The 21449-nt window shown below is 62.2% G+C and carries 14 protein-coding genes and 1 pseudogene; 12 read left to right on the plus strand and 3 right to left on the minus strand.

Features of this window, described 5'->3' with window-relative positions; all coding sequences use genetic code 11:
• Positions 1-57: 57 nt before the first annotated feature.
• Entirely contained in the window at positions 58-1314 is a 1257-nt protein-coding gene (rho, locus tag CCR96_RS08205; protein WP_201219644.1) for a transcription termination factor Rho, read from the minus strand.
• 191 nt (positions 1315-1505) lie between these two features.
• Positions 1506-1832: a thioredoxin TrxA gene (gene trxA / locus CCR96_RS08210; RefSeq protein WP_200344569.1), complete on the minus strand. Its 327-nt coding sequence runs from the start codon at positions 1830-1832 to the stop codon at positions 1506-1508.
• A 473-nt stretch (positions 1833-2305) separates the two neighbouring features.
• Between trxA and CCR96_RS08215 the strand changes: the two genes are divergently transcribed.
• The 7 genes from CCR96_RS08215 (at position 2306) to CCR96_RS08245 (ending at position 11576) form a co-directional block, all read left to right on the plus strand.
• The gene (locus CCR96_RS08215) at positions 2306-3937 is read left to right on the plus strand and encodes a DEAD/DEAH box helicase (RefSeq protein WP_201219645.1); all 1632 of its coding nucleotides are present in this window, start codon (positions 2306-2308) and stop codon (positions 3935-3937) included.
• A gap of 320 nt (positions 3938-4257) precedes the next feature.
• Positions 4258-5313 carry a thioredoxin family protein gene (locus CCR96_RS08220; protein WP_201219646.1) on the plus strand — a complete coding sequence of 352 codons (1056 nt, stop codon included), beginning with the start codon at positions 4258-4260 and terminating at the stop codon, positions 5311-5313.
• A 186-nt stretch (positions 5314-5499) separates the two neighbouring features.
• Complete coding sequence (pta, locus tag CCR96_RS08225) at positions 5500-7596, plus strand: phosphate acetyltransferase (protein ID WP_201219647.1); 2097 nt, start codon at positions 5500-5502, stop codon at positions 7594-7596.
• Positions 7593-8792, plus strand: a complete 1200-nt coding sequence (locus CCR96_RS08230) for an acetate/propionate family kinase (protein WP_201219648.1) — start codon at positions 7593-7595, stop codon at positions 8790-8792. Before pta ends, CCR96_RS08230 begins: the two co-directional genes overlap by 4 nt.
• 86 nt (positions 8793-8878) lie before the next feature.
• On the plus strand, positions 8879-10621 hold the full coding sequence (gene ilvB, locus CCR96_RS08235) for a biosynthetic-type acetolactate synthase large subunit (protein ID WP_201219649.1): 1743 nt from the start codon (positions 8879-8881) through the stop codon (positions 10619-10621).
• A gap of 189 nt (positions 10622-10810) precedes the next feature.
• On the plus strand, positions 10811-11257 hold the full coding sequence (locus tag CCR96_RS08240; RefSeq protein WP_200236298.1) for a hypothetical protein: 447 nt from the start codon (positions 10811-10813) through the stop codon (positions 11255-11257).
• A 16-nt stretch (positions 11258-11273) separates the two neighbouring features.
• Positions 11274-11576: a 4a-hydroxytetrahydrobiopterin dehydratase gene (locus tag CCR96_RS08245; protein ID WP_201219650.1), complete on the plus strand. Its 303-nt coding sequence runs from the start codon at positions 11274-11276 to the stop codon at positions 11574-11576.
• Between the two features lie 74 nt (positions 11577-11650).
• Here the strand turns inward: CCR96_RS08245 and ppk1 are convergent, their stop codons facing one another.
• A complete protein-coding gene (gene ppk1, locus CCR96_RS08250) occupies positions 11651-13882 on the minus strand; it encodes a polyphosphate kinase 1 (protein ID WP_201219651.1) in 2232 nt (743 codons plus the stop codon).
• Between the two features lie 150 nt (positions 13883-14032).
• Here ppk1 and cmoA point away from each other — a divergent pair, with 150 nt between their 5' ends.
• The 5 genes and pseudogenes from cmoA to CCR96_RS08275 all read left to right on the plus strand — a co-directional run.
• Positions 14033-14770 (plus strand): carboxy-S-adenosyl-L-methionine synthase CmoA, encoded by a 738-nt coding sequence (gene cmoA, locus CCR96_RS08255; protein ID WP_201219652.1) that lies wholly within the window; start codon positions 14033-14035, stop codon positions 14768-14770.
• Positions 14770-15942, plus strand: coding sequence for a tRNA 5-methoxyuridine(34)/uridine 5-oxyacetic acid(34) synthase CmoB (gene cmoB / locus CCR96_RS08260; protein WP_201219653.1), 1173 nt, complete (start codon positions 14770-14772; stop codon positions 15940-15942). The genes cmoA and cmoB overlap by 1 nt, the downstream gene beginning before the upstream one ends.
• A 358-nt stretch (positions 15943-16300) precedes the next feature.
• Positions 16301-17629 (plus strand): efflux RND transporter periplasmic adaptor subunit, encoded by a 1329-nt coding sequence (locus CCR96_RS08265; protein ID WP_201219654.1) that lies wholly within the window; start codon positions 16301-16303, stop codon positions 17627-17629.
• 12 nt (positions 17630-17641) lie between these two features.
• On the plus strand, positions 17642-20884 hold the full coding sequence (locus CCR96_RS08270) for an efflux RND transporter permease subunit (RefSeq protein ID WP_201219655.1): 3243 nt from the start codon (positions 17642-17644) through the stop codon (positions 20882-20884).
• 39 nt (positions 20885-20923) lie between these two features.
• Positions 20924-21449 (plus strand): annotated as a pseudogene (locus CCR96_RS08275) (hypothetical protein); the annotation flags it as partial.

The raw sequence follows: 21449 nt of genomic DNA on the forward strand, positions 1-21449 counted from the left end.
CGCGAAACAGAGGCTGCATCGTCCGAGTGGCGATGGGCGCGATACCTCAGCCCCACATCAGCCCCGCATCGAGTCGAAGAACTCGTTGTTGGTCTTCGTGGTCTTGAGCTTATCGAGCAGAAACTCAACCGCGGCGAGTTCGTCCATTGGATGCAGGATCTTGCGCAGAATCCACATTTTCTGCAGCTCGGCGGCCGGCATCAGCAGTTCCTCTCGGCGGGTGCCAGAGCGATTGATGTTGATGGCTGGGAAGATGCGCTTCTCGGCGATGCGTCGATCTAGATGCAGCTCCATGTTGCCAGTGCCCTTGAATTCCTCGTAGATCACATCGTCCATGCGTGAACCGGTCTCGACCAGCGCGGTCGCAAGGATGGTCAGCGAGCCGCCTTCTTCGACGTTACGCGCGGCGCCGAAGAAGCGCTTCGGCCGCTGCAGTGCGTTGGCGTCGACGCCACCGGTGAGCACCTTGCCCGAGGATGGCACCACCGTGTTGTAGGCGCGTGCCAGCCGGGTGATGCTATCGAGCAGGATGACGACATCGCGCTTGTGCTCGACCAGGCGCTTGGCGCGCTCGATCACCATCTCAGCGACCTGGACGTGGCGCGTCGCGGGCTCATCGAAGGTCGACGAGATCACTTCGCCGCGCACCGAACGGGCCATCTCGGTCACCTCTTCCGGGCGCTCGTCGATGAGCAGCACGATCAGAAAGACCTCGGGATGATTGTGCGCGATCGACTGGGCGATGTTCTGCAGGATCATCGTCTTACCGGCCTTGGGCGGGGAGACGATCAGCCCGCGCTGGCCCTTGCCGATCGGCGCGATCAGGTCGACGGTGCGTGCGGTGAGATCCTCAGTGCTGCCGTTGCCGACCTCGAGCCCAAGCCGTTGCTGGGCGAACAGCGGCGTGAAGTTCTCGAATAGGATCTTGGTCTTGGCGTTCTCGGGCCGGTCAAAGTTGATATCGCCGACCTTGAGCAGCGCGAAGTAGCGCTCGCCGTCTTTGGGCGGGCGGATCTTGCCGGTGATGTTGTCGCCGGTGCGCAGCGAGAAGCGTCGGATCTGGCTGGGGGAGACGTAGATGTCGTCGGGTCCAGCGAGAAACGAGGCGGTTGCGGAGCGCAGAAAGCCGAAGCCGTCGGAGAGGATCTCGAGCACGCCGTCGCCGTAGATATCCTCGCCGCGTTTTGCCTTAGCCTTGAGGATGGCGAAGATGAGATCCTGTTTGCGGGACCGCCCGACGCCTTCGAGCTCCATGGACTGCGCGAGATCCACCAGCGCAGGGACGGGCATCAATTTTAGCTCGGTGAGATTCATGGATGGTTGATTCGACGGGGCTCGGCTGCGCTCCCCGCGCGAGGATCGCGGAGGACTCGGCGGAGACGAGCTGAGCTCGTCAGTGGTGGGATCTTCGGAGTCGGCCTGGTTGCCTGGCTCCGTCTCGATGTTGCCGGATCGATTCCTGGGGTTATTCCCGGGCCGGCGCCGCGGGCGGGTGCGTGGCTGGTTCAAAGGTTGCTGTCGATGAAGACGGTGAGTTGGGACTTCGAGACCGCGCCGACCTTGATCGCCTCGGCCTCACCGTTTTTGAACAGGATCAGCGTTGGAATGCCGCGCACGTTGAAGCGCTCGGTGACCGCTCGGTTCTCGTCGATGTCGAGCTTGGCGACCTTGATGCGCCCTTCGTACTCCTCTGCGATCTCCTCGAGGACGGGGGCGATCATCTTGCAGGGGGCGCACCAGTTGGCCCAGTAGTCAACGAGTACGGGCTGGTCGGACTGCAACACGTCTTGTTCAAAGGTATCGTCAGTCACATGGACGATTCGGTCGCTCACTTCGGTATCTCTCCAGGTTGGGGGGTTATAGTCAGCGCTTGCAATGGCCTTTGGTTGTTCGCCAATGGGTTATGCTGGTGCGATGTTGTCTATGACGATCTTGGTGATTGCGCCGATGGCGAATCGGCTTCATGGGGCCGTTCTTCGGCAAGGCGCTACAAGTTGAGTGCTCAACAGCCGGATTGGCTCGCAACAGACGGTCCCGCTGGCTGTTGTCGTTTGATGTGCGGGCTGAGGCTGCGCTGTCCGAGCGCTCACCTGCTGCGCCAATGGTTCTTTGGCCGTGCGGTGAGACGGGATGGGGCGGGCTGGTGGCTGGCGTAAATGCCGCCGCCAGCGTTAGGATGCTATTTGAGCTAAAGATATCAAGTTTTGCAAGCCCTGCGCACCTCGTTATCACGACCCGTTATCACGACCCGTTATCACGACCGTCATGACGACGCGGGCCTCGTCCTCACCTGTTCGCCCTTTCTATGCCCCAGACTCACCTCACCGATACCCGTTTCGATCAGTTCGATCTTCACCCGAACATTCTTGCTGGCCTCGAGGCCGCTGGCTTCCACTATTGCACACCGATTCAGGCGGAGACGCTACCGGTTGCGTTGGCTGGCCAGGACGTTGCCGGCCAGGCGCAGACCGGGACCGGCAAGACCGCAGCCTTTCTGGTCGTTGCGCTGCAGCGTCTGCTCCGGCAGGACATGGCTAGTATGTCAGCGGCGTCACCGGCCGAGGCCTCGCCGCAGATCGAACCGGCCGCCGACGCTGGCGCCGAGCCCTCAGCCGAGGTGGCTAGCGAGTCTCGTGCTGAGCCGGTGTCGAACAGGCCGCGACAGCCCAGGGTGTTGATTCTCGCGCCGACGCGTGAACTCGCGGTCCAGATCCACAAGGATGCGAAACTGCTGGCCGCGCATACCCACTTCCGACTCGGGCTGGTCTATGGGGGCACTGGCTATCAGGCACAACGCGATGAGATCGCGGCCGGTGTCGATCTCTTGATCGGCACGCCGGGACGCTTGATCGACTATTTGAAACAGCGGGTTTTCGATCTACGTCAGGTCGAGGTCGTGGTGCTCGATGAGGCCGACCGGATGTTCGATCTCGGTTTCATCAAGGATATCCGATTCGTGCTGCGACGCCTGCCGCCGCCCAGCGAGCGGCTCGGCCTGCTGTTCTCGGCGACACTCTCCTATCGGGTCATGGAGCTTGCCTATGAGCACATGAACGATCCGAAGATGATCGAGATTACCCCGGAGCGGGTGACTGCAGAGCGCGTGACCCAACGCGGCTACATGGTGGCCAATGCGGAGAAGGTGCCGCTGCTGATCGGCCTGCTGCGTCGGTTTGAGGGCGCGCGCACTATGGTCTTCGTCAATACCAAACGCGAAGGTGAGCGCGTCTGGGGCTATTTGGAAGGCAACGGACTCAAGGCGGCCATGCTCTCCGGTGATGTGCCGCAGAAGAAGCGGCTCAGTCTGCTCAAGCGGTTTCAGGAGGGCGAGCTTGCGATTATGGTTGCAACCGATGTCGCTGCCCGTGGTCTACATATCCCAGGTGTTACCCATGTGATCAACTATGATTTGCCGGATGACGCCGAGGACTATGTGCATCGGATAGGCCGCACTGCGCGCGCGGGCGCGGCCGGCGATGCGATCAGCTTTGTCTGCGAGAGCTACGCGATGTGCTGGCCGGATATCGAGGCTTTTATCGGCGCGCGTATTCCAATCAGCACCGTCGAGCCGGAATTGCTTGCTAAAATCGACCCTAAGAGCCGCGTACGGGTTGAGCGGCGTCCGCGTGACGAGGGACGCCAGTGTCGGCGTGATGCGGCGCGCGATCGCTCAGCGCGGCCGGGAGGCCCGCGTGATGCCCGCGGACGTTCTGGACCTCGACGCGAGCCTGGGACAGGGACCAAGCCGGCCCCTGCGGTCGAGCAGGCGGTCGCCTCAGGCGCAGCGCCTGATCGCTCGGCTGCCGTGGTGCCCGCAGCAAAGCCGGCGACAGCATCAGCCGGCTCGGTAGCGGAGGCGCCAAAGAGGCGTCGACGTCGCGGTCCGCGACGTCGCTCGGCCAGCGCGAGTGCGCCCGAGCCCGATAAGCAGACCTGACGTGCATGGCGCGGTGTCACCGCGGACAATGAATCGCGTAAGGTTTAAGTGAAGGACGGGTGCAAGAATAGCCGGAGTATCTACAGGCCGGCCAAGCCCGGCTTGAGCTGGCTTCCGAGCTGGCTTCCGAGCTGGCCTCAATGAGTGGAGTTGTGCTGCTTGTTCCTGAGCCTTTGCTGTTTTTAGGCCTTGCTGTTTCCTGAGCTGTTTCTGAGCCTTTGCTGTCTTTGAGCCTTTATTGTTCTCTGAACCTTGTACTTTAGCGACTTATGCCAAGTCTTCTTGCCATGCAGCGCACGTCTTTGGAGCCGATCGAGTCGATGCCTCGTTCCCGTCTCTACTACCGGTTGATCTGTCTGCCAACCATCGTCCATCTCCTGATGGCGCTGTTGCTCAGTGTGGCGCTGCCCGTGAGTGCTGCGGGCGATGATGCCGACCCCGTCAATTTCAGCGATCTCCCGCGTGATGAGCTGCTGAGCTATCCGGAGTGGTTCAATGATCCGTTCTTGGACCTGCGCGCTGATCTCGAGGCGGCGCGTGAGGCCGGTAAGCGGCTGATCCTGTACTTTGGCCAGATGCGCTGCCCCTACTGCCACCAGCTCATGGACGTGAATTTCGGCACTGAGGCAGACATCGTTGAGTACACGCGTCGTCACTTCGATATCACGCCCATTGATATCTGGGGCGTGGCTGAGGTGACGGATCTGCGCGGTCGGAGCATGACCGAACGCGGCTTTTCGCTGCGGGAGCAGGCCGACTTTACGCCAACGCTGATCTTCTACGACGAGCGTGGCGATGAGGTCTTGCGACTGCGCGGTTACTATCCCCCGTATCAGTTCCGAGCTGCGCTCGAATACGTAGCCGACGAGCATTACCAGCGCGAATCGCTGCGAGACTATCTGGCGCGCGGCGACAACCGGATGGTCTTCGATGCGGCAGACCTCAACGATGCGCCCTTCTTCCAGCCTCCGCCCTACAACCTCGACCGTAGTCGGCTGCCGGCGGAGCGCCCACTGGCGGTGTTCTTTGAGCAGGGTGATTGTCATCCCTGCGACGTTCTTCATGGTCAGTCGTTACAAGAGCAGGCCATTGCTGAGGGTTTTGCCAACTTTGATAGCATCCAGCTTGATATGTGGTCGCAGACGCCCGTGATCACGCCCTCTGGGGCGCGCACCACCGCGAGCCGTTGGGCCTCGGAGTTGGGACTTTTCTACGCACCAGCCGTGATCTTTTTTGATGAGCAGGGCCGCGAGATTCTGCGCGTCGACTCGGTGGTTGGCTTCTATCGGCTGCGCAACGTGCTGAACTACATCACGAGTAAGGCCTACCTTCAGGAGCCCAGCTACCAACGCTGGCGGGTGCAGCGCGCGTTCTAAGTAGATGCCTTCTAAGTAGATGCCTTCCGGTGAGCCTGCCTGAGACGCGGTCTCAAACGCAGTCAGGGCGCGTTCTCTGGTTACCGTCAAGGCACCGTAACCTCTCCTGTTGGACCTTGCGGCATCATGATCAAAACTTGACTTGGCTGAGCACCGTTGGTGCTCAGCCCTTAGGAAATCCGTTTTATGCAGAGTATCTATATCGCTGGCGCCGGTTCGGGCAGCGGAAAATCGGTCGTCGTGCTTGGGTTCATGGAGATGCTCTCCGCCGTGAATCGGCGTGTTGGCTTCTTTCGGCCGGTGGTGAGCGGGTCGGTTGAACAGGACAATCTGACCTCCCTGATCCGTGAGCGTTACGATCTGCCGTTTCCGGCCGAGATGCTCTATGGCTGCACCTCGCAGATGGCCAGCGAGCTGGCGGCGGCCGGGCACTATGACGAGCTGCTGAAACTCATTCTGAATAAGTTCATGCTGCTCGATGAGCAGTGTGACCTCATTCTCTGCGCTGGCACCGACTACGACGGTCTCGTGCCCTCACTGGAATTCGACTTCAACGCCGATCTGGCCAACAACTTCGGCTGCAGCATTGTGGTTGTGGTCAAGGGTTTCCAGCGCAGCTCTGAGGAAGCGCTGCATGCTGTGCACATGGCGCACGAGTCAATGATCGACCGCGGTGGTGATCTGTTGGCAACGGTCGTCAATGGGGTCAATCCAGACTATGTCGATGTGGTCAAACGGCGGGCACGCGCGGTGCTCCCGCAGACCGAAACCCTGCATGTGTTGCCCGAGACCGAGGCACTCGGTAAGCCCACCATCGGCGAGATCCATAAGATGCTGCAGACCGAGCTGCTCTGCGGTGAGGCCGATGCCCTCAATCAGATGGTGAGCAATTACAAGGTTGCGGCAATGGAAGTGCCAGACTTTCTCAACTATGTCGAGGACGGCTGCCTGATCATCACCGCTGGCGATCGCAGCGACATCATCCTCGCCAGTCTGGCGGCCGATGTCGCCGACTCCTTTCCGCGTGTCGCGGGGCTGTTGCTCACTGGGGGCTTGAAGCCGGCCGAGAATGTTCAGCGTCTCCTATTTGGCCTGCGACGCAGCAAGGTGGCGGTGCTCTGCACCCAACGCGATACCTTCCAGACCGCATTGGCGGTGAATAAGGTTGAGTCAGTGATCTTGCCTGGTGATGACCGGAAGATCGCCGCTGCCCTTGGTGTGTTCGAGAGTTCCGTCGACATCAAAGGTTTGCAAGAAAGCATCGCCTTGCATCAGTCAGCACGGATTACCCCGCTGATGTTCGAGTACGAGCTGATCCAGCGCGCCAAGTCGCAGCGCAAGCGCATCGTGCTGCCCGAAGGGCAAGACGAGCGCGTCCTGCGTGCCGCTGAGATCCTGATGCTGCGCGGCGTCGCCGAACTGATCCTGCTGGGAAGTCCGGAGAAGATTCGGCGTCGAATCGGCGAGATGGGCCTGCAGCTCGAAAGCATTCAGATCATCGACCCCATCAACTCACCAAAGCGCGCTGAGTATGCGGCTGTCTACCATGAGCTGCGGGCGCACAAGGGTATCTCGGAGCAGGGTGCATTCGATGCGCTCGAGGATGTGAGCTACTTTGGCACCTTGATGGTCTATACCGGCGATGCCGATGGCATGGTTTCGGGTGCCTTGCATACCACCCAGCATACCATTCGCCCATCCTTCGAGACCATTCGCACCAAGCCGGACACCAAATTGGTCTCGAGTGTCTTCTTCATGTGCATGCCGGACCGCGTCTTGGTCTACGGCGACTGCGCCGTGAACCCAAACCCAGACGCTGAGCAACTCGCCGATATCGCGATTACCTCAGCCGGCACCGCTGCCGCATTTGGGGTCGAGCCTCGGATTGCGATGCTATCGTATTCGACCGGCTCCTCTGGCAAGGGCGCTGATGTTGAGAAGGTCCGTGAGGCGGTTGCGATTGCGCGTAAACGTCGCCCTGATCTCAAGCTCGAGGGACCCATCCAGTACGATGCCGCGGTCGATGCCAGTGTTGCGCGCTCGAAGATGCCGGATAGCGAGGTTGCCGGACAGGCCACGGTCTTTATCTTCCCGGACCTCAATACCGGTAACAATACCTACAAGGCGGTGCAGCGGAGCTCTGGCGCTGTCGCGATCGGTCCGGTCCTGCAGGGGCTGAACAAGCCGGTCAATGACCTCAGCCGCGGTTGTAGCGTCACGGATATCGTCAACACGGTCGCCATCACCGCGATCCAGGCGCAGTCAATCGAGGAGACATCATGAAGGTTTTGGTGCTGAACTCGGGCAGCTCATCGATCAAGTTTCAGCTGTTCCGAAACGATGATTGGACGGTACTTGCCTCGGGCTCGGTGACTCGGATCGGTGAGCCCGAGGCCCTGATGCGGTGCCGTTGGGCCGATGCGGAAGGGACTCAGAAGAGTCTTGAGGACCGTGCCGCAATACCGGATCATCAGCAGGGACTGCAGCGCATTGCCGAGGCCTTGGCGCAGACTGGGGCGCTTGCCGATACCTCGGAGTTGCTGGCGGTCGGCCATCGGGTGGTGCACGGTGGCGAGGCCTTCCATGCGCCGACGTTGGTCGATGACGACATCATCGAGGTAATCCGCCAAGTCATTCCGTTGGCGCCGCTGCACAATCCAGCCAACCTCGATGGCATCCTGGTGGCGCGTGAATTGTTCCCAACGATTCCGCAGGTCGCCGTCTTCGATACCGCTTTTCACCAAACCATGCCGCGTACCGCTTACCGTTATGCGATTCCAGACTATCTCTATCGCGAGCACGGGGTTCGGCGCTACGGTTTTCATGGCACCTCGCATCATTACGTCGGCCGGCGGGCTGCGGAGCTGCTGGACAAGCCGTTCGAGCACTGCAATCTGATCACGCTGCATCTTGGCAACGGCGCTAGCGCTACCGCGATCCGGGAAGGCAGCAGCATCGATACCTCGATGGGCATGACCCCCCTCGAAGGCCTGGTCATGGGGACCCGCAGCGGTGATATCGATCCGGCCGTGCCCTTCTACCTGAGTAAGCATCTGGGGCTTGACAACGCCACGCTGGAAGGACTTCTGAACCGCCAAAGTGGCCTGCTCGGCCTCTGTGGTGACAATGATCTGCGCGAGATTCAGCGCCGGGCCGAGGCCGGTGACGAGGCTGCAGAGCTTGCGCTTGGCGTCACCGCGCATCGGCTGAAGAAATACATCGGCGCCTATCTCGCTGAGCTCGGTCGCACCGATGCCTTGGTCTTCACCGGCGGCATCGGCGAGAACTCAGCAGAGCTACGCGCGCGGGCCTGCGCAGGTCTCGACAATCTCGGCATCCGCATCGATGCGGCGGCGAATACGGCCGCCTCTCAGTCTGAGCGGGCTGTTTCGTGCGCGGAGAGTCCCATCCAGGTCTGGGTGATCCCGACCAATGAGGAGCTGCAAATTGCGCGCGAAGCGGTCGCGGCGGTGAGCTGAGCGATTGTTTTGATTGGCTCGGATCAACACCAAAAGCGCTTGCGCGGTTATCATTCATGGTCCGCTCTTCGATAGATCCGTCCCCGATGAACACTCCCGTCCGCCTTCATCCAACTGGCGCCGCCTTGCTCTTCGATGTCCTTCGGGATCTCGGTGTCGACGTTATCTTCGGGCATACCGGTGGCGCGGTGATCCCGCTGCACGTTGAGCTGAATAAGCGCATGCGCCGGGGCGAGCCCGTGCCGCGTTTTGTGCTGTGTCGGCAAGAGGGCGGTGCTGGCCATGCCGCTGAAGGTTATGCCCGCGCCAGCGGTCGCGTTGGGGTTGCACTCGCCACCTCTGGGCCCGGCTCGACCAATCTGGCGACGCCGATTGCCGATGCGTACAAGGATTCGGTGCCGACGGTGTTCATCACCGGCCAGGTGCCGAGCCATGCGATTGGGAGCGACGCCTTCCAAGAGGTCGATACGGTTGGCTTTACCCGGCCGATCTCCAAGCATAACTATCTGGTGCGTGACGTCGGCGATCTCGAGTGGGTGCTGCGTGAGGCCTTTGCGTTGGCCCAGCAAGGTCGGCCCGGTCCGGTCGTGGTCGACATCTGTAAAGATGTGCAATTGAGCCAGTGCATGAAGGCGCGCCCGGCGCGGCGTCGGCACCGGCCAGAGGTGCCCTTCGAGACTGAGCGCGCCGACGCCATCTTGGATGCGCTGTGCAGCGCCGAGCGACCGGTGATCAAGGCCGGTGGCGGCATCATCCACGCTGGCGCTGCGGCAGCCCTCTGTCGCCTGGCCGAGCGCTTCGAGGTGCCGGTCACCACCACCTTCAACGCCTTGGGCGCAGTGCCCTTCGATGCGCCGTATTATCTTGGCATGCCTGGGATGCATGGCAGTGTGCCGGCCAACTATGCGCTGCGCGATGCCGATCTGATCCTGACCTTGGGCGGGCGCTTCGATGATCGGGTTGCGGTCAAGGATTTCGCGCTGGGCAAGCGCATCGCGCATGTCGATATCGATCCCTCTGAGATCGACAAGGTCGTCAAGACTGATCTACACCTGATCGCCTCCTTGAACGCGTTCCTCGATCATGCACTCGCCAGCACCCGCCATGCTCGGCATCCGCATTGGCTGGCGCAGGTGGCCGACTGGCGGCGGCAGTTGCCGTTACCTTTTGGCAGCGGCGATTACATCAAGCCGCAAGCGGTGGTCGATACGCTCTCCGAGTTGACCGCTGGTAACGCCACGCTGGTGACCGGGGTCGGCCAACATCAGATGTGGTCGGCGCAGTATTATCGCTTCCAGCGTCCGCGCCAGTGGATCAGCTCCGGTGGGCTCGGCACCATGGGTTTTGGGCTGCCGGCCGCCATCGGTGCCTGGTACGCGGCCCCGGATTTGCCGGTCGTTCTGATTGACGGTGACGGCAGTTTCCAGATGAATATCCAGGAACTAGCGACTGTGGTCGCGAACGCCATCCCGCTGAAGATGTTTGTGCTCAACAACAGCTTCCTCGGCATGGTACGTCAGTGGGAAGACATGATGGATGCGGGTCACCATTACGAGACCTGCCTGGCGCGTCGCGAGGACTGTGATCCGCACTGCACCAAGGTCGATCAGACCTGTCGGCGCCAGTTGCCGAATCTGCTCGGGCTCAAGTCCGTCTATCCGCGGCTCGAGACCCTGCGGGTCAAAGATCCACAGGAACTGCGCGCCGTGCTCGATCAGGCATTGGCGTTATCCGGGCCGGTCCTAGTGGACGTTTGGATTGACAAGTCTGAAGATGTGCTACCAATGGTGCTTCCCGGCGGCCGGTTGGATACCATGATCGAGTCTTGATCGCGGCTCGCCTCGCCCGAACGCGTCGCCGCTGCTGGCGAGGTTCGGATACAGCTTGGCATGGATGTCCGCATGCCGGACGCTTTCTTGTGCCTTTGAGGTCACTGTGCTAGTTGTAATCAGTAAAAAACAGCCAAGCTACTCTTTGCCCCATTGGGGAACCTATCGCTTTAGGAGGATAACTGCAAAATGACCGCTTTTTCCCAACTCCACGCGCAAAACCATAAGATCACTGAACTCTCGAACGTCTTTCTCTATCTGATCCAAAGTCGGGAGATGTGCGATACCGAGACGGCTTGCGACGTCTTCTTCGAGTACACCGGCAAGGTGCGCGAGCACATTGAGCTGGTTGATCGCGAACTCTGTGGTCGCTTGATCTCGTATCCCGATCAGTCAGTTAAGAACACGGCGAACCGCTTTCTCTCCGGCTCGACCGAGATCAAGCGCATCTTCAACAAGTATCTGAAGGATTGGTGCTCGGAGCCCCATCGTCGGCTGCAGATCCGGGATTACAGCGAGTTCTTGAATGAGACCGAACAGATGTTCGCCTTAGTGCTTGATCGCATCCAGCGCGAGACCGAGCATCTCTACCCGCTGATCCGAAAGCTCGAAGAAAAGGACAAGGTCGCCGCCTGAGACCATGCATCGAACCATGCATCGAACTAAGCTCGACGACGCTGCGATTGCAAGCTCCTTGCAATCGCTCAATGCCTCGGCCGGCGCGCCATGGACGGTCAAAGACGGCAAGCTCCACAAGAGCTTCCAGTTCCGCGACTTCAGCGAAGCCTTCGGATTCATGGCTCGGGCTGCGCTCGCAGCCGAGTCGATGGACCACCATCCAGAGTGGCTGAACGTCTACAAGACGGTTCGCGTTGATCTCAGCACCCATGACGCCGGCGGCATCACCGAGCTGGATTTCGCGCTCGCCGGGCGGATGGAGACGATTGCCGGCTAGGTCCCCTGGAAAATCGTGAATCAGCTTGGCTTCCTTGGTTCCCCCGCGCTCGCGGGGATTTAGCCCCTCATCGGCTAAGAGGTCGTTGCCAGCCGATGCTCGAAATGGCTCAGCAGCCGCGAGCGTAGGTTCTTCTCCTTATGCTTGGCCGCTGCTGAGAGGCGCTTCTCGGCTACCCCCATCAGGGTATCCTGCGCGCCCTTGGCATGCTCGTCCTCAGGCTGGCGCTGGACATAGCTGCCATCGGGCTGCATGTCCCAGGCCGAGCGCTGATCGGCGAATTGCACGTCGAGGATCAAGCGCAGCTCTTGGCGCAACTCCGGGTCCTCGACCGGCGCATGCACCTCAACGCGACTCTCGAGATTACGTCGCATCATGTCCGCTGAACCGATGAAGTACTCCTCGTCGCCACCGTTGCGGAAGTAGAGGATGCGGCCGTGCTCAAGGAAACGGCCGACGATGCTGACCACCCGCGCGTTCTCACTGAGTCCGGGTATTCCCGGTCGGAAGCGGCAGGTGTCACGCACGATCAGGTCGACCTTGACCCCGGCCCGGCTCGCCTTGTAGAGGGCGCGGGCGATGTCCGGGTCTTCGAGCGCGTTCATCTTCATCTGGATCAGACCCCCGCCACGCTCGCGCTGGTGGACGGCGATCTCGCGGTCGATCTTCTCCAGGATGCCGCGCTTGAGCGTGTAGGGCGCGGCCAGGATCTTGCGATAGCTCGGCGGTGGGGAATAGCCGGTGAGGTAATTAAAAAGCTCGGTCAGGTCTTGGCCGATGTCTTCGTCGCAGCCAAACATGCCGAGGTCGGTATAGAGCTTGGCGGTGCCGCCGTGATAGTTGCCGGTGCCGATATGGTAGTAGCGACGCAGCTGCGAGTAGTCGCGTCGCACCACGAAGATCAGCTTGCAGTGGGTCTTGAGGCCGAGCACGCCATAGGTGACATGGATGCCCTCGCCCTCAAGCCGGCGCGCCCAGCCGATGTTGGCGGCTTCATCGAAGCGTGCCTTGAGCTCAACCATCACCGCGACCTGCTTGCCGTTGCGCGCGGCCTTGATCAGCGCATCCAGGATGGCCCCACCCGAGGTCCGGTACAGGGTCATCTTGATCGCCAACACCTTCGGGTCCTTGGCGGCGGTGGTCAGAAAACGCTCGACGGTGGTCGAAAAGGATTCGTAGGGATGCTGCAGTAGCAGTGGGCCGTTCTCGCGGATGATATGGAAGATGTTGCGCCGATCGTTGCCGAGCACCGGATGATCGCCGGAGCGATGCGGCTTGTCGTGGAGCTCAGGGATGTCCAGGCTGGCCAGCTCGAACAGGTCGCGACGGCCCATGAGCCCGCCGACCTCATAGACGTCATCGGCCTCGTTCAGGCCCAGCTCAGCGGCGAGCATGCCGCGATGGACGGGGTCCATCCCAGCTTGCACCTCCAACCGAACGATGGGCGCGAAGTGGCGCTCGCGCAGCTCGGTCTCGATCATCTCGAGCAGGTCTGAGGCGGCTTCCTCCTCCGGCTCGACGATGGCGTTGCGCGTGACCCGGAACAGCTCGCAGCTGACGATCTCCATGCCCGGGAAGAGCATGTCGAGGTTGTGGACGATGAGGTCATCGAGGGTGACGAAGGTATTATCGAGTCCGTCGACCTGGATCAGCCGCTTGGAGACATCCTTGCTCACCGGAACCTTGATGCGCGCCATATAGCTATCGCTGCCGCCCGGGAAGCGTAGCCGCACCAGGAGATTGAGCGCCAGGTTGGAGATGAACGGAAACGGATGCGCGGGGTCCATCGCCAGCGGCGTGATCATCGGGAAGATGTTGGTGCGAAAATGCCCGCGCAGGCGTTCGCGGACCTCGGCCGTGAGCGAATGAATCTCTACCAGCTGGATATCCTGCTCCCCGAGCGCCGCCATCACCTCGCCATAGATGCGCTCCTGATCGGCCTGGATCGCGGCGATCTCGGCGCGGCATTCGTCGAGCTGTTGTGTGGGGGTGCGGCCGTCGACGGTTTGGCTGTGCACGCCAGCGGCAATCTGCTGCTTCAGGCCGCCGATGCGCTTCATGAAGAACTCATCGAGGTTGTTGCTGACGATGGCCAGGAACTTCACCCGCTCCAGCAGCGGTGTGCGCGGATCATCCGCTTCGTGTAGCACGCGTCGGTTGAACGCAAGCCAGGTCAGCTCGCGGTTCAGGTACAGTGCCGGGTCGTCGAGATCGGGCTCCGGGTTGACGATGGGCGCATCGGTGTCGACGGACTCGATATCGGTCTCGTCGTCTTCTACGATCGGTTGTGCGCTGGTATCGGTCATCTTTGGTTCCCCGGTGTTTGCTGGTCTATTTTTTGCGGCTCGATATCCTAACAGCGCACTGTTGTGGCCGTCTGTTCGTACTTGCTTTGGCGGTGACATCTGCGCTGGTGACGGTTGAATTCTGCGCCTCTGACGATTGAATGGTTATTCATGCCTCATCCCCACTGTGATCAAGTGTACGCCGGCGCTGATGCGCCGCTCGGCGATTTTGTCTTTGACGAGCGTGTCGCGAGCGTGTTCTCTGACATGATCGCGCGTTCGGTTCCTGGCTGGGCCGAACTGGTGCGCCTGATCGGGCTGATCGGTGCGCACCTGGCACAGCCGGGCGCCTGTATCTATGATCTGGGCTGCTCGCTCGGAGCCACTAGCGCGAGCCTCCTAGCGCGCCTGCCCGCAGGCCCAGGGGGCGATGACATCCGGGTCTATGCCATCGATCGGGCGCCGGCGATGCTCGACGAGCTGCGCCTGCGGCTCGAGACGGAGATCCAGCAGCGCCGGCTGCAACCGATCTGTGCGGATCTGCTCGACCTCAGGATCGTTGATGCGAGCTTGGTGGTGATGAACCTGACGCTCCAGTTCATCGAGCCCGCGCAACGCTTGCCGCTGCTGCGTCGCATCCGCGCCGGCCTGCGTCCTGGCGGGGCACTGATCCTGGCTGAGAAGGTGGCGGTCGCCGACGACGATGGGCTGCTTGCTCAAGTGCATGCCGACTTCAAGGCCGCGCAGGGCTACAGCCAGCTCGAGATTGCACGCAAGCGCTCTGCGCTGGAGCAAGTGCTGATTCCGGATACTGTGGCGGAGCACGATGCCCGGCTACGTGAGGCTGGCTTCGAGCGCATTGAGTCGTTCTTTCAGTGTCTCAACTTCGTTGGCTGGATTGCGCGCTGATGGCGGCGAGCGGAGGCCAACCGCGCCGACCGGAAGGGCTTGGCTCAGTCGAGCGCGTCTTGCTGCAGCGATTCGAGCCGTTCCTCGATGTGCTACGCGCGTCAGCGCTAGCGGACTGGGTGAATCCCTTGCGCCAGCTGACCTTGGAGCGGTTACAGCCTGCCCGGCATGGTGATCTCGGCGACTGGGTCGAGACCTTAGAGCGCCTCTCGGCTCTCTGCCTGCCCGACCCTTGCGACTCCAGCCGGGTGCTCGATCAGCCCTGTGTCGGGGTTGCTGCCGAGCAACCCCTGTCGCCCGCGGTGAGTGCTCAACTGCGCCAGGTTCTCGAGCAGCTGCACCCCTGGCGCAAGGGGCCGTTTTGTCTGCACGGGATCGCGATCGACGCTGAGTGGCGCTCGGATTGGAAATGGGCGCGTCTGGCCGATGCCATCGCGCCACTGCCGGGGCGCCGGGTGCTCGACGTGGGCTGTGGCAATGGCTATTACGGCTTTCGTGCGCTCGGCGCTGGTGCTGACTGGGTGCTCGGCATCGACCCCACCTTGCGTTTCGTGATGCAATTCTTGGCGCTCGAACAGCTGATCGGCGCCGAACGCCTAGCGGTGTTTCCGCTCGCCGATGATGATTTGCCGGGGCTCTGCGCCGCTGCCGGTAGTCAGTTCGATACCCTGTTCTCGATGGGGGTGCTCTATCACCGCCGCGATCCGATCCAACATCTGGCCCGGTTGCGGGACTGTCTTCGACCGGGTGGCGAACTCGTCCTCGAAACACTCGTGGTCGATCGTCCAAGCGACGAATCGATCGTCTGTGAGCCTCCAGAGTGTGAGCGTCTGCTCGATAAGGATGCCGAAAAACAAGCCTTGGAACGAAGGCAGCCCGGCTGTGGACCCGCACCGGCTGAAACGCTGATACCCGCTGGACGCTATGCGCGCATGCGCAATGTGCATGCGATTCCAAGCGTCGCGGTCCTCGGCGATTGGATCAGGGCTGCGGGCTATCGAGATCTGCAGTTGGTGGGTCTGTCCCGCACCAGCATAGAAGAGCAGCGTGCAACGCCCTGGATGCGCTTTCAGTCCCTAGCGGACTTCCTCGACCCCAATGACCCAAGCCTGACCATCGAGGGCCATCCGGCCCCAGTGCGTGCGCTGCTGCTAGCGCAGCGTGCCGGTTGAGCGTGCGAGTCACTCGCCGCGGACGCCGTCCCCGTTGCACTGGCTGGGCGGCTTGGCGAAGCCCTGAATTCTGCTGAGGGATCGCTGTCGAAGCGCTGGCGGCTGAACCCAGTAGAGATCTGGATGAGGCCGTGACGAGGCCGCGATGTCGTCGTGAGACGCTGTGATCGGGGTTTCACTGAGCTTCGTCGTTGTCATCCTGGGTCTGCGCCACGACACTAAGGAAGGCACACGAGGTAAGCACGAGGTAAGAAATGAGTCTCCAGCGTCTCCCGGCGACAAGCGGCCGCCCGGAGCGAGCGCCGTCTGGCGGATTGCTGATGGTTGCGCCGCCTTTCGTCTGTACAGAGCATCCTGAGTGAGCCGTCTTCTAAAAGTTATCCTTCCCGTTCTCATCCTTGCCGTCGGCTTTGGCGCGTTTCGCTTGCTGGTCGCCACCAAGCCAGAGAAGGCATCACCGTCGATCCAAGAGCGCGTGTGGCGGGTTGCCGTTGAGCCGGTCGAGCTCTTAACCGCGGCGCCGCAGCTTGAACTCTATGGTCGAGTCGAGACCCCGGATCTGCTTCGCGCCACCGCGCCGGCCTCGGCCTGGGTGACCGAGGTGCTAGTCCAAGACGGCGACGTCGTCGCTGAAGGCGATGTGCTGTTGCGCCTGGACGAGCGCGACTTCGAGCCGCGCATTGCCCAGGTTGAGGCCGAGGTCGCTGATCTGGAGGCGCAGATCGCCAGCGAGAAGAATCGCTTCGAAACCGATCGGTTGGCGCTGGAGCAAGAGCAGCAACTGCTCGAGCTTGCGCAGGACGCGGTTGAGCGCCAGCAGCGCCTGAAGACGCAACGGGTTGGCGCCGAGCAAGCCTTGGACGATGCCAAGCGCACCGAGGCGCAACAGCAGCTGACGGTGACCAATCGCGAGATGAGCATCGCCGATCATCCGAGCCGCTTGCGTGGTCTCGAGGCGCGCCGGGCCAGCGCCAAGGCGCGGCTGGCGGAGCTTCGGCTCGAGTTTGAGCGCGCCACCTTGAAAGCCCCCTACGCCGGCATCGTCACCGGTGTCGAGGTGACCGAGGGGGACCAGGTGACCAAGGGTGAGGCCTTGGTGCGCCTCTACGCCACCGAGAGTCTGGAGATTCGGGCGCGCATCCCGGCGCCCTATCAGGACGAGCTGATTGAGGCTGTGAAGCAGGATCTGTCGCTGTCGGCGAGCGCCACCATCGGTGGCGAGTCCTTGCAACTGCGCTTCGATCGCCTGGCCGGAGAGGCCGATCCGAGTGGCGTTGATGCGCTATTCAAGCTCGACGGCGATCCGACTCTGTTGCGTTTAGGGCAGCTGCTGACCGTCTCGCTCGAACGCCCGATGCGCGAGGCGGTGGTCGAGGTGCCGTTTCGGGCCGTCTACGGCGGCGATCGCATCTATCTGGTCGAGGATGGCCGCATGCGCGGCATCGACATCGAGAGTCTCGGTACCCGCATCAGTGCCGATGGCGAAGAGCGGCTCTTGGTCAGGTCTGATCAGCTGGCTGCCGGCGATGCCCTGGTGACCACGCACATGCCGAACGCGATCGAGGGACTGCGGGTTGCGATCGTCGGCGCTGAGCCGCCGGATGGCAGTCGTGAGCCGACAGCGGGATTGAAACCGGAGCCGGATGTCGCCGAAGCCAGGTCGGACGCTCCCGACAGCTCTAACTAACGGCCATTACGCATGGATACCGCAAGCCTGGATACCAAAAGACCAGACACCCAACGTCCGGATGGCGACGCCAGCCCAGACGGCACCAGCCGGGACAGCGCCAGCCGACATCGCACCGACATCATCGGCATCTTTGCCCATCATAAGGTTGCGGCGAACCTGTTGATGGTGATCATGCTGCTGGCCGGCGCCTTCGCGCTGGATCGGCTCAACGTGCAGTTCTTCCCGACCTTCGAGCTGGATATCGTCAGCGTGCGTGTGGTCTGGTCTGGCGCCAGCGCCGAGGATATCGAAGACGGCATCACCAATCCGCTTGAGCAGCGGCTGCGCACGGTCGATGACCTCGACAAGATGACCTCGACCTCAAGTCAAGGTGTCTCGGCGATCACCCTCGAGTTCAAAGAAGGGGTTGATCCGCTGCTGGCGCTGGACGAGGTGCGGCGCGCGGTGGATGAGTTCCGCAACTTCCCGCAGGACGCCGAGAAGCCCCAGGTGGCGCTCGCCAGCCGCTACGAGCAGGTCGCGCGGCTGCTGGTCACCGGGCTCCAGGACGCCGGCGAGATGCGCAAGCTGGCGCGCCGCTTCGAGACTGAACTGCTTGAGCGTGGGCTCGATCAGGTCGAGATCAAAGGCCTGCCACAGGAAGAGATCCGCATCCAGGTCGATAATGACCAACTCGAGCAGCTCGGCGTCGGCCTGCAGGAGATTGGCCGCCGGGTGGGTGACTTCAGTCTGGATCTGCCAGCCGGTTCGATCGGACTCGATGAGGGCTCGCGCGAGCTGCGCAGTCTGGATAAGCGGCGCGAGGCGCTTGGCTTTGAGCAGATCCCGATTCGGGCCGACCAGCAGCTGCGCGTCGAGCTGGGCGATGTGGCCAAGATCGAGCGCGTCGCCCAAGACCGCTCGGTGTTGGTGTCGGTCGATGGCGAGCCGGCGGTCGAGATCGTACTGCAGCGTAGCGATCGCGGTGACACCCTAGAGGCTGCGCGTGCCTTCCGGGAATGGCTCGATGACACCCGGCCAACGCTGCCGCCCGGGGTTGAGATCAGTGTCTACGACTCCTCCTGGGAGTTGGTGCGCGACCGCATCATGTTGTTGGTGACCAACGGTCTTGGCGGCCTGCTGCTGGTGGTCGCCATCCTCTATCTGTTCCTCACCGGCCGCGTCGCCTTCTGGGTCGCCTGGGGGATTCCGGTCTCCTTTGCCGCGACGCTGTTCATCCTCTACCTGATCGGCGGCAGCATCAACATGATCAGCCTGTTCGCGCTGATCATGGCACTCGGCATCATCGTCGACGATGCCATCGTCGTCGGTGAGGATGCGATGGCGCATTATCAGATGGGCGAAGATCCGCTGCTCGCGGCCGAGGGTGGGGCGCGGCGCATGCTGGCACCGGTCATCGCCTCATCGCTGACCACCATCGCCGCGTTTCTGCCACTGATCATCGTTGGTGGCCGCATTGGTAACATCCTGGGTGCCATCCCGATCGTGATCATCTGCGTGATCCTGGCGTCGCTGGTCGAGAGCTTCCTGGTGCTGCCGGGCCACCTGCGCAACGCCTTCGTGCACACGCATAAGATCAAGCCGAACTCGATCCGCGCCCGACTTGACCGCGGCTTCGAGTGGTTCCGCGATCGTGCCTTCCGTCCCTTCGTCATCTTGGCTGTGCGCAACCGCTTCGCGACCGTGGCCGCGGCGATGGCGATGCTGATGCTGGCGATTGGTTTGTTGGCGGGCGGTCGGCTTGGCTTCGTCTTCTTCCCGACGCCCGAGTCGCAGATCATCAATGCCAATGTGTCCTTTGCCGCCGGCACGCCGCGCGCCCGCGTCGATCAGTTCCTGCTCCACTTGGAGGAGACGCTGTACCAAACCGAGCAGGCGTTTGAGCAAGGCGAGCTGATCAACGTCGTGTTGGCTTATCACGGCTCCAAGAGCGGCAGTGGGCCCGGTGGCGGCGCCACCGCGGACCAGCTCGGCTCGCTGCAGATCGAGCTGGTCGAGCCGGACTCGCGCAGCGTGCGCAATCACCAGCTGATCCGGGCCTGGCGCGAGCGTATCCAGATGCCCGCGGGACTCGAATCGCTCAACATCACGGCGCGGCGGGTCGGTCCGCCTGGGCGGGATCTCACCATCCGCCTGACCGGGGCCTCGGCGGATGAGCTGAAGGCGGCAGCCTTGGCGCTCTCGGAGACGATTGCTGGAATCGATGGTGTGCTCGAGGTCGATGACGACATGGCCTATGGACGCGAGCAGCTCATCTATGCGCTGACGCCGGTCGGCGAGGCTCTGGGGCTGACCGTCGCTGATCTTGGCCGCCAGCTGCGCACCGCCTTCGATGGCCAGTTGGTGCAGATCTTCCAGGATGGCGCGGATGAGGTCGAGGTGCGGGTCACGCTGCCGGCGGCCGAGCGCGGCACCTTGGCCAGTCTCTATCGGCTCAACGTGCGCACGCCGGATGGCGATTCCGTGCCGCTGACCGCGGTGGCGCAGTGGCGCTCGCGGCAAGGCTTCGAGGTCTTGCGTCACGCCGATGGCAAGCTTGCGGTCGAGGTCACCGCCGATGTCGATACCAATGTGACCACCGCCGGTGAGGTCACCGCTGGCCTTGAAGAGGGCACCCTAGCTCAGCTACAGAGCGACTTCGGCGTCAATTACTCCTTCGAGGGGCGCTCGGCTGACCAGCGCGATACCCTGACGGATATGCGCAAGGGGCTGATACTGGGTCTGATCCTGATCTATCTGATCCTGGCCTGGGTGTTCTCGTCCTATGGCTGGCCGCTGGTGGTGATGGCGGTGATCCCGTTCGGCCTCACCGGCGCCATCCTCGGGCACTGGGCAATGGGCATCGATCTCACCATCCTATCGCTGTTCGGGATGTTTGGTCTGTCCGGCATCGTCGTCAACGACTCGATCATCCTGGTCAGCTTCTACAAGCAGCTACGTGGCGAGGGACTGTCGATCCAGGAGGCGTTGATCGAGGCCGCCTGCCAGCGTCTGCGCGCGGTGTTGCTGACCTCGCTGACCACCATTGCCGGCCTCATGCCGTTGTTGTTCGAGACCTCTTATCAGGCGCAGTTCTTGATCCCGATGGCGACCTCGCTTGCGTTTGGCCTCGGCTTCGCAACCTTGCTGGTACTGCTGGTCATTCCGTCGCTGTTGTCGATGCACGAGAGCGCGCATGGGCGGCTGCAGCGCTGGTTTGGGCGCTCTGCGAGCCTGTCGACGCCGCCGTCGGCGCCGGCTGAATCGGGATAGAATGCGGCCTTGATTCAGCGGAGACGATAGGAGTCTTGAGTGAACCTGGCCCGATTCGATCAGCGCTTTCCTCGGGCCAAGACCTGCCCGCGTCCGTGCTCCCTTCACCCTAGACGCATCCGCGGGCTTGCCTGGAGGCTCACCGGTGGGCTGCTCCTTGCGCTCTGCTTGTGGCTGCCGCTGACGGGGCCGCTACTGCTCGCCGAAGAACTCGGTGCTCGGCTGCCGGCTGCGATCGAGCCCGCGATCAACCCGCTGCGTCCACCTGATACCTCCAGCCCGAGGGCGACCATTGCCAGCCTGATCCTGAACCTGGACCGCGTCTATCTGATTGGCAAGGACCCCGAGCAGTCGGGTCGGGAGACGCTGCAGCCCCTGCGCCGCGCGGTGCGCACCTTGGATCTCAGCGAGGTTCCGCGGGCCTTTGCCGAGGGGGTCGGGGCCGAGGTCGCGCTCTTGCTGAAAGAGGTCATCGACCGCGTTGGGCTGCCGCCCTACGCCAGTATTCCGGATGCCGAGCAGGTCGAGCGCGAGGACTTGACCCAATGGCGGATCCCCAATACCG

Source organism: Halochromatium roseum (assembly GCF_016653315.1).
Lineage (GTDB): Bacteria > Pseudomonadota > Gammaproteobacteria > Chromatiales > Chromatiaceae > Lamprobacter > Lamprobacter roseus.

Excerpts from the sequence above, each read along its gene's own strand:
- CCR96_RS08230 (WP_201219648.1), top strand. The coding sequence starts at position 7,593 with ATGAAGGTTTTGGTGCTGAACTCGGGCAGCTCATCGATCAAGTTTCAG.
- cmoB (WP_201219653.1), top strand. The coding sequence starts at position 14,770 with ATGGCGGCGAGCGGAGGCCAACCGCGCCGACCGGAAGGGCTTGGCTCA.
- cmoA (WP_201219652.1), top strand. The coding sequence starts at position 14,033 with ATGCCTCATCCCCACTGTGATCAAGTGTACGCCGGCGCTGATGCGCCG.
- CCR96_RS08215 (WP_201219645.1), top strand. The coding sequence starts at position 2,306 with ATGCCCCAGACTCACCTCACCGATACCCGTTTCGATCAGTTCGATCTT.
- rho (WP_201219644.1), bottom strand. The coding sequence starts at position 1,314 with ATGAATCTCACCGAGCTAAAATTGATGCCCGTCCCTGCGCTGGTGGAT.
- ppk1 (WP_201219651.1), bottom strand. The coding sequence starts at position 13,882 with ATGACCGATACCAGCGCACAACCGATCGTAGAAGACGACGAGACCGAT.
- CCR96_RS08220 (WP_201219646.1), top strand. The coding sequence starts at position 4,258 with ATGCCTCGTTCCCGTCTCTACTACCGGTTGATCTGTCTGCCAACCATC.
- CCR96_RS08240 (WP_200236298.1), top strand. The coding sequence starts at position 10,811 with ATGACCGCTTTTTCCCAACTCCACGCGCAAAACCATAAGATCACTGAA.
- ilvB (WP_201219649.1), top strand. The coding sequence starts at position 8,879 with ATGAACACTCCCGTCCGCCTTCATCCAACTGGCGCCGCCTTGCTCTTC.
- CCR96_RS08270 (WP_201219655.1), top strand. The coding sequence starts at position 17,642 with ATGGATACCGCAAGCCTGGATACCAAAAGACCAGACACCCAACGTCCG.
- pta (WP_201219647.1), top strand. The coding sequence starts at position 5,500 with ATGCAGAGTATCTATATCGCTGGCGCCGGTTCGGGCAGCGGAAAATCG.
- CCR96_RS08245 (WP_201219650.1), top strand. The coding sequence starts at position 11,274 with ATGCATCGAACTAAGCTCGACGACGCTGCGATTGCAAGCTCCTTGCAA.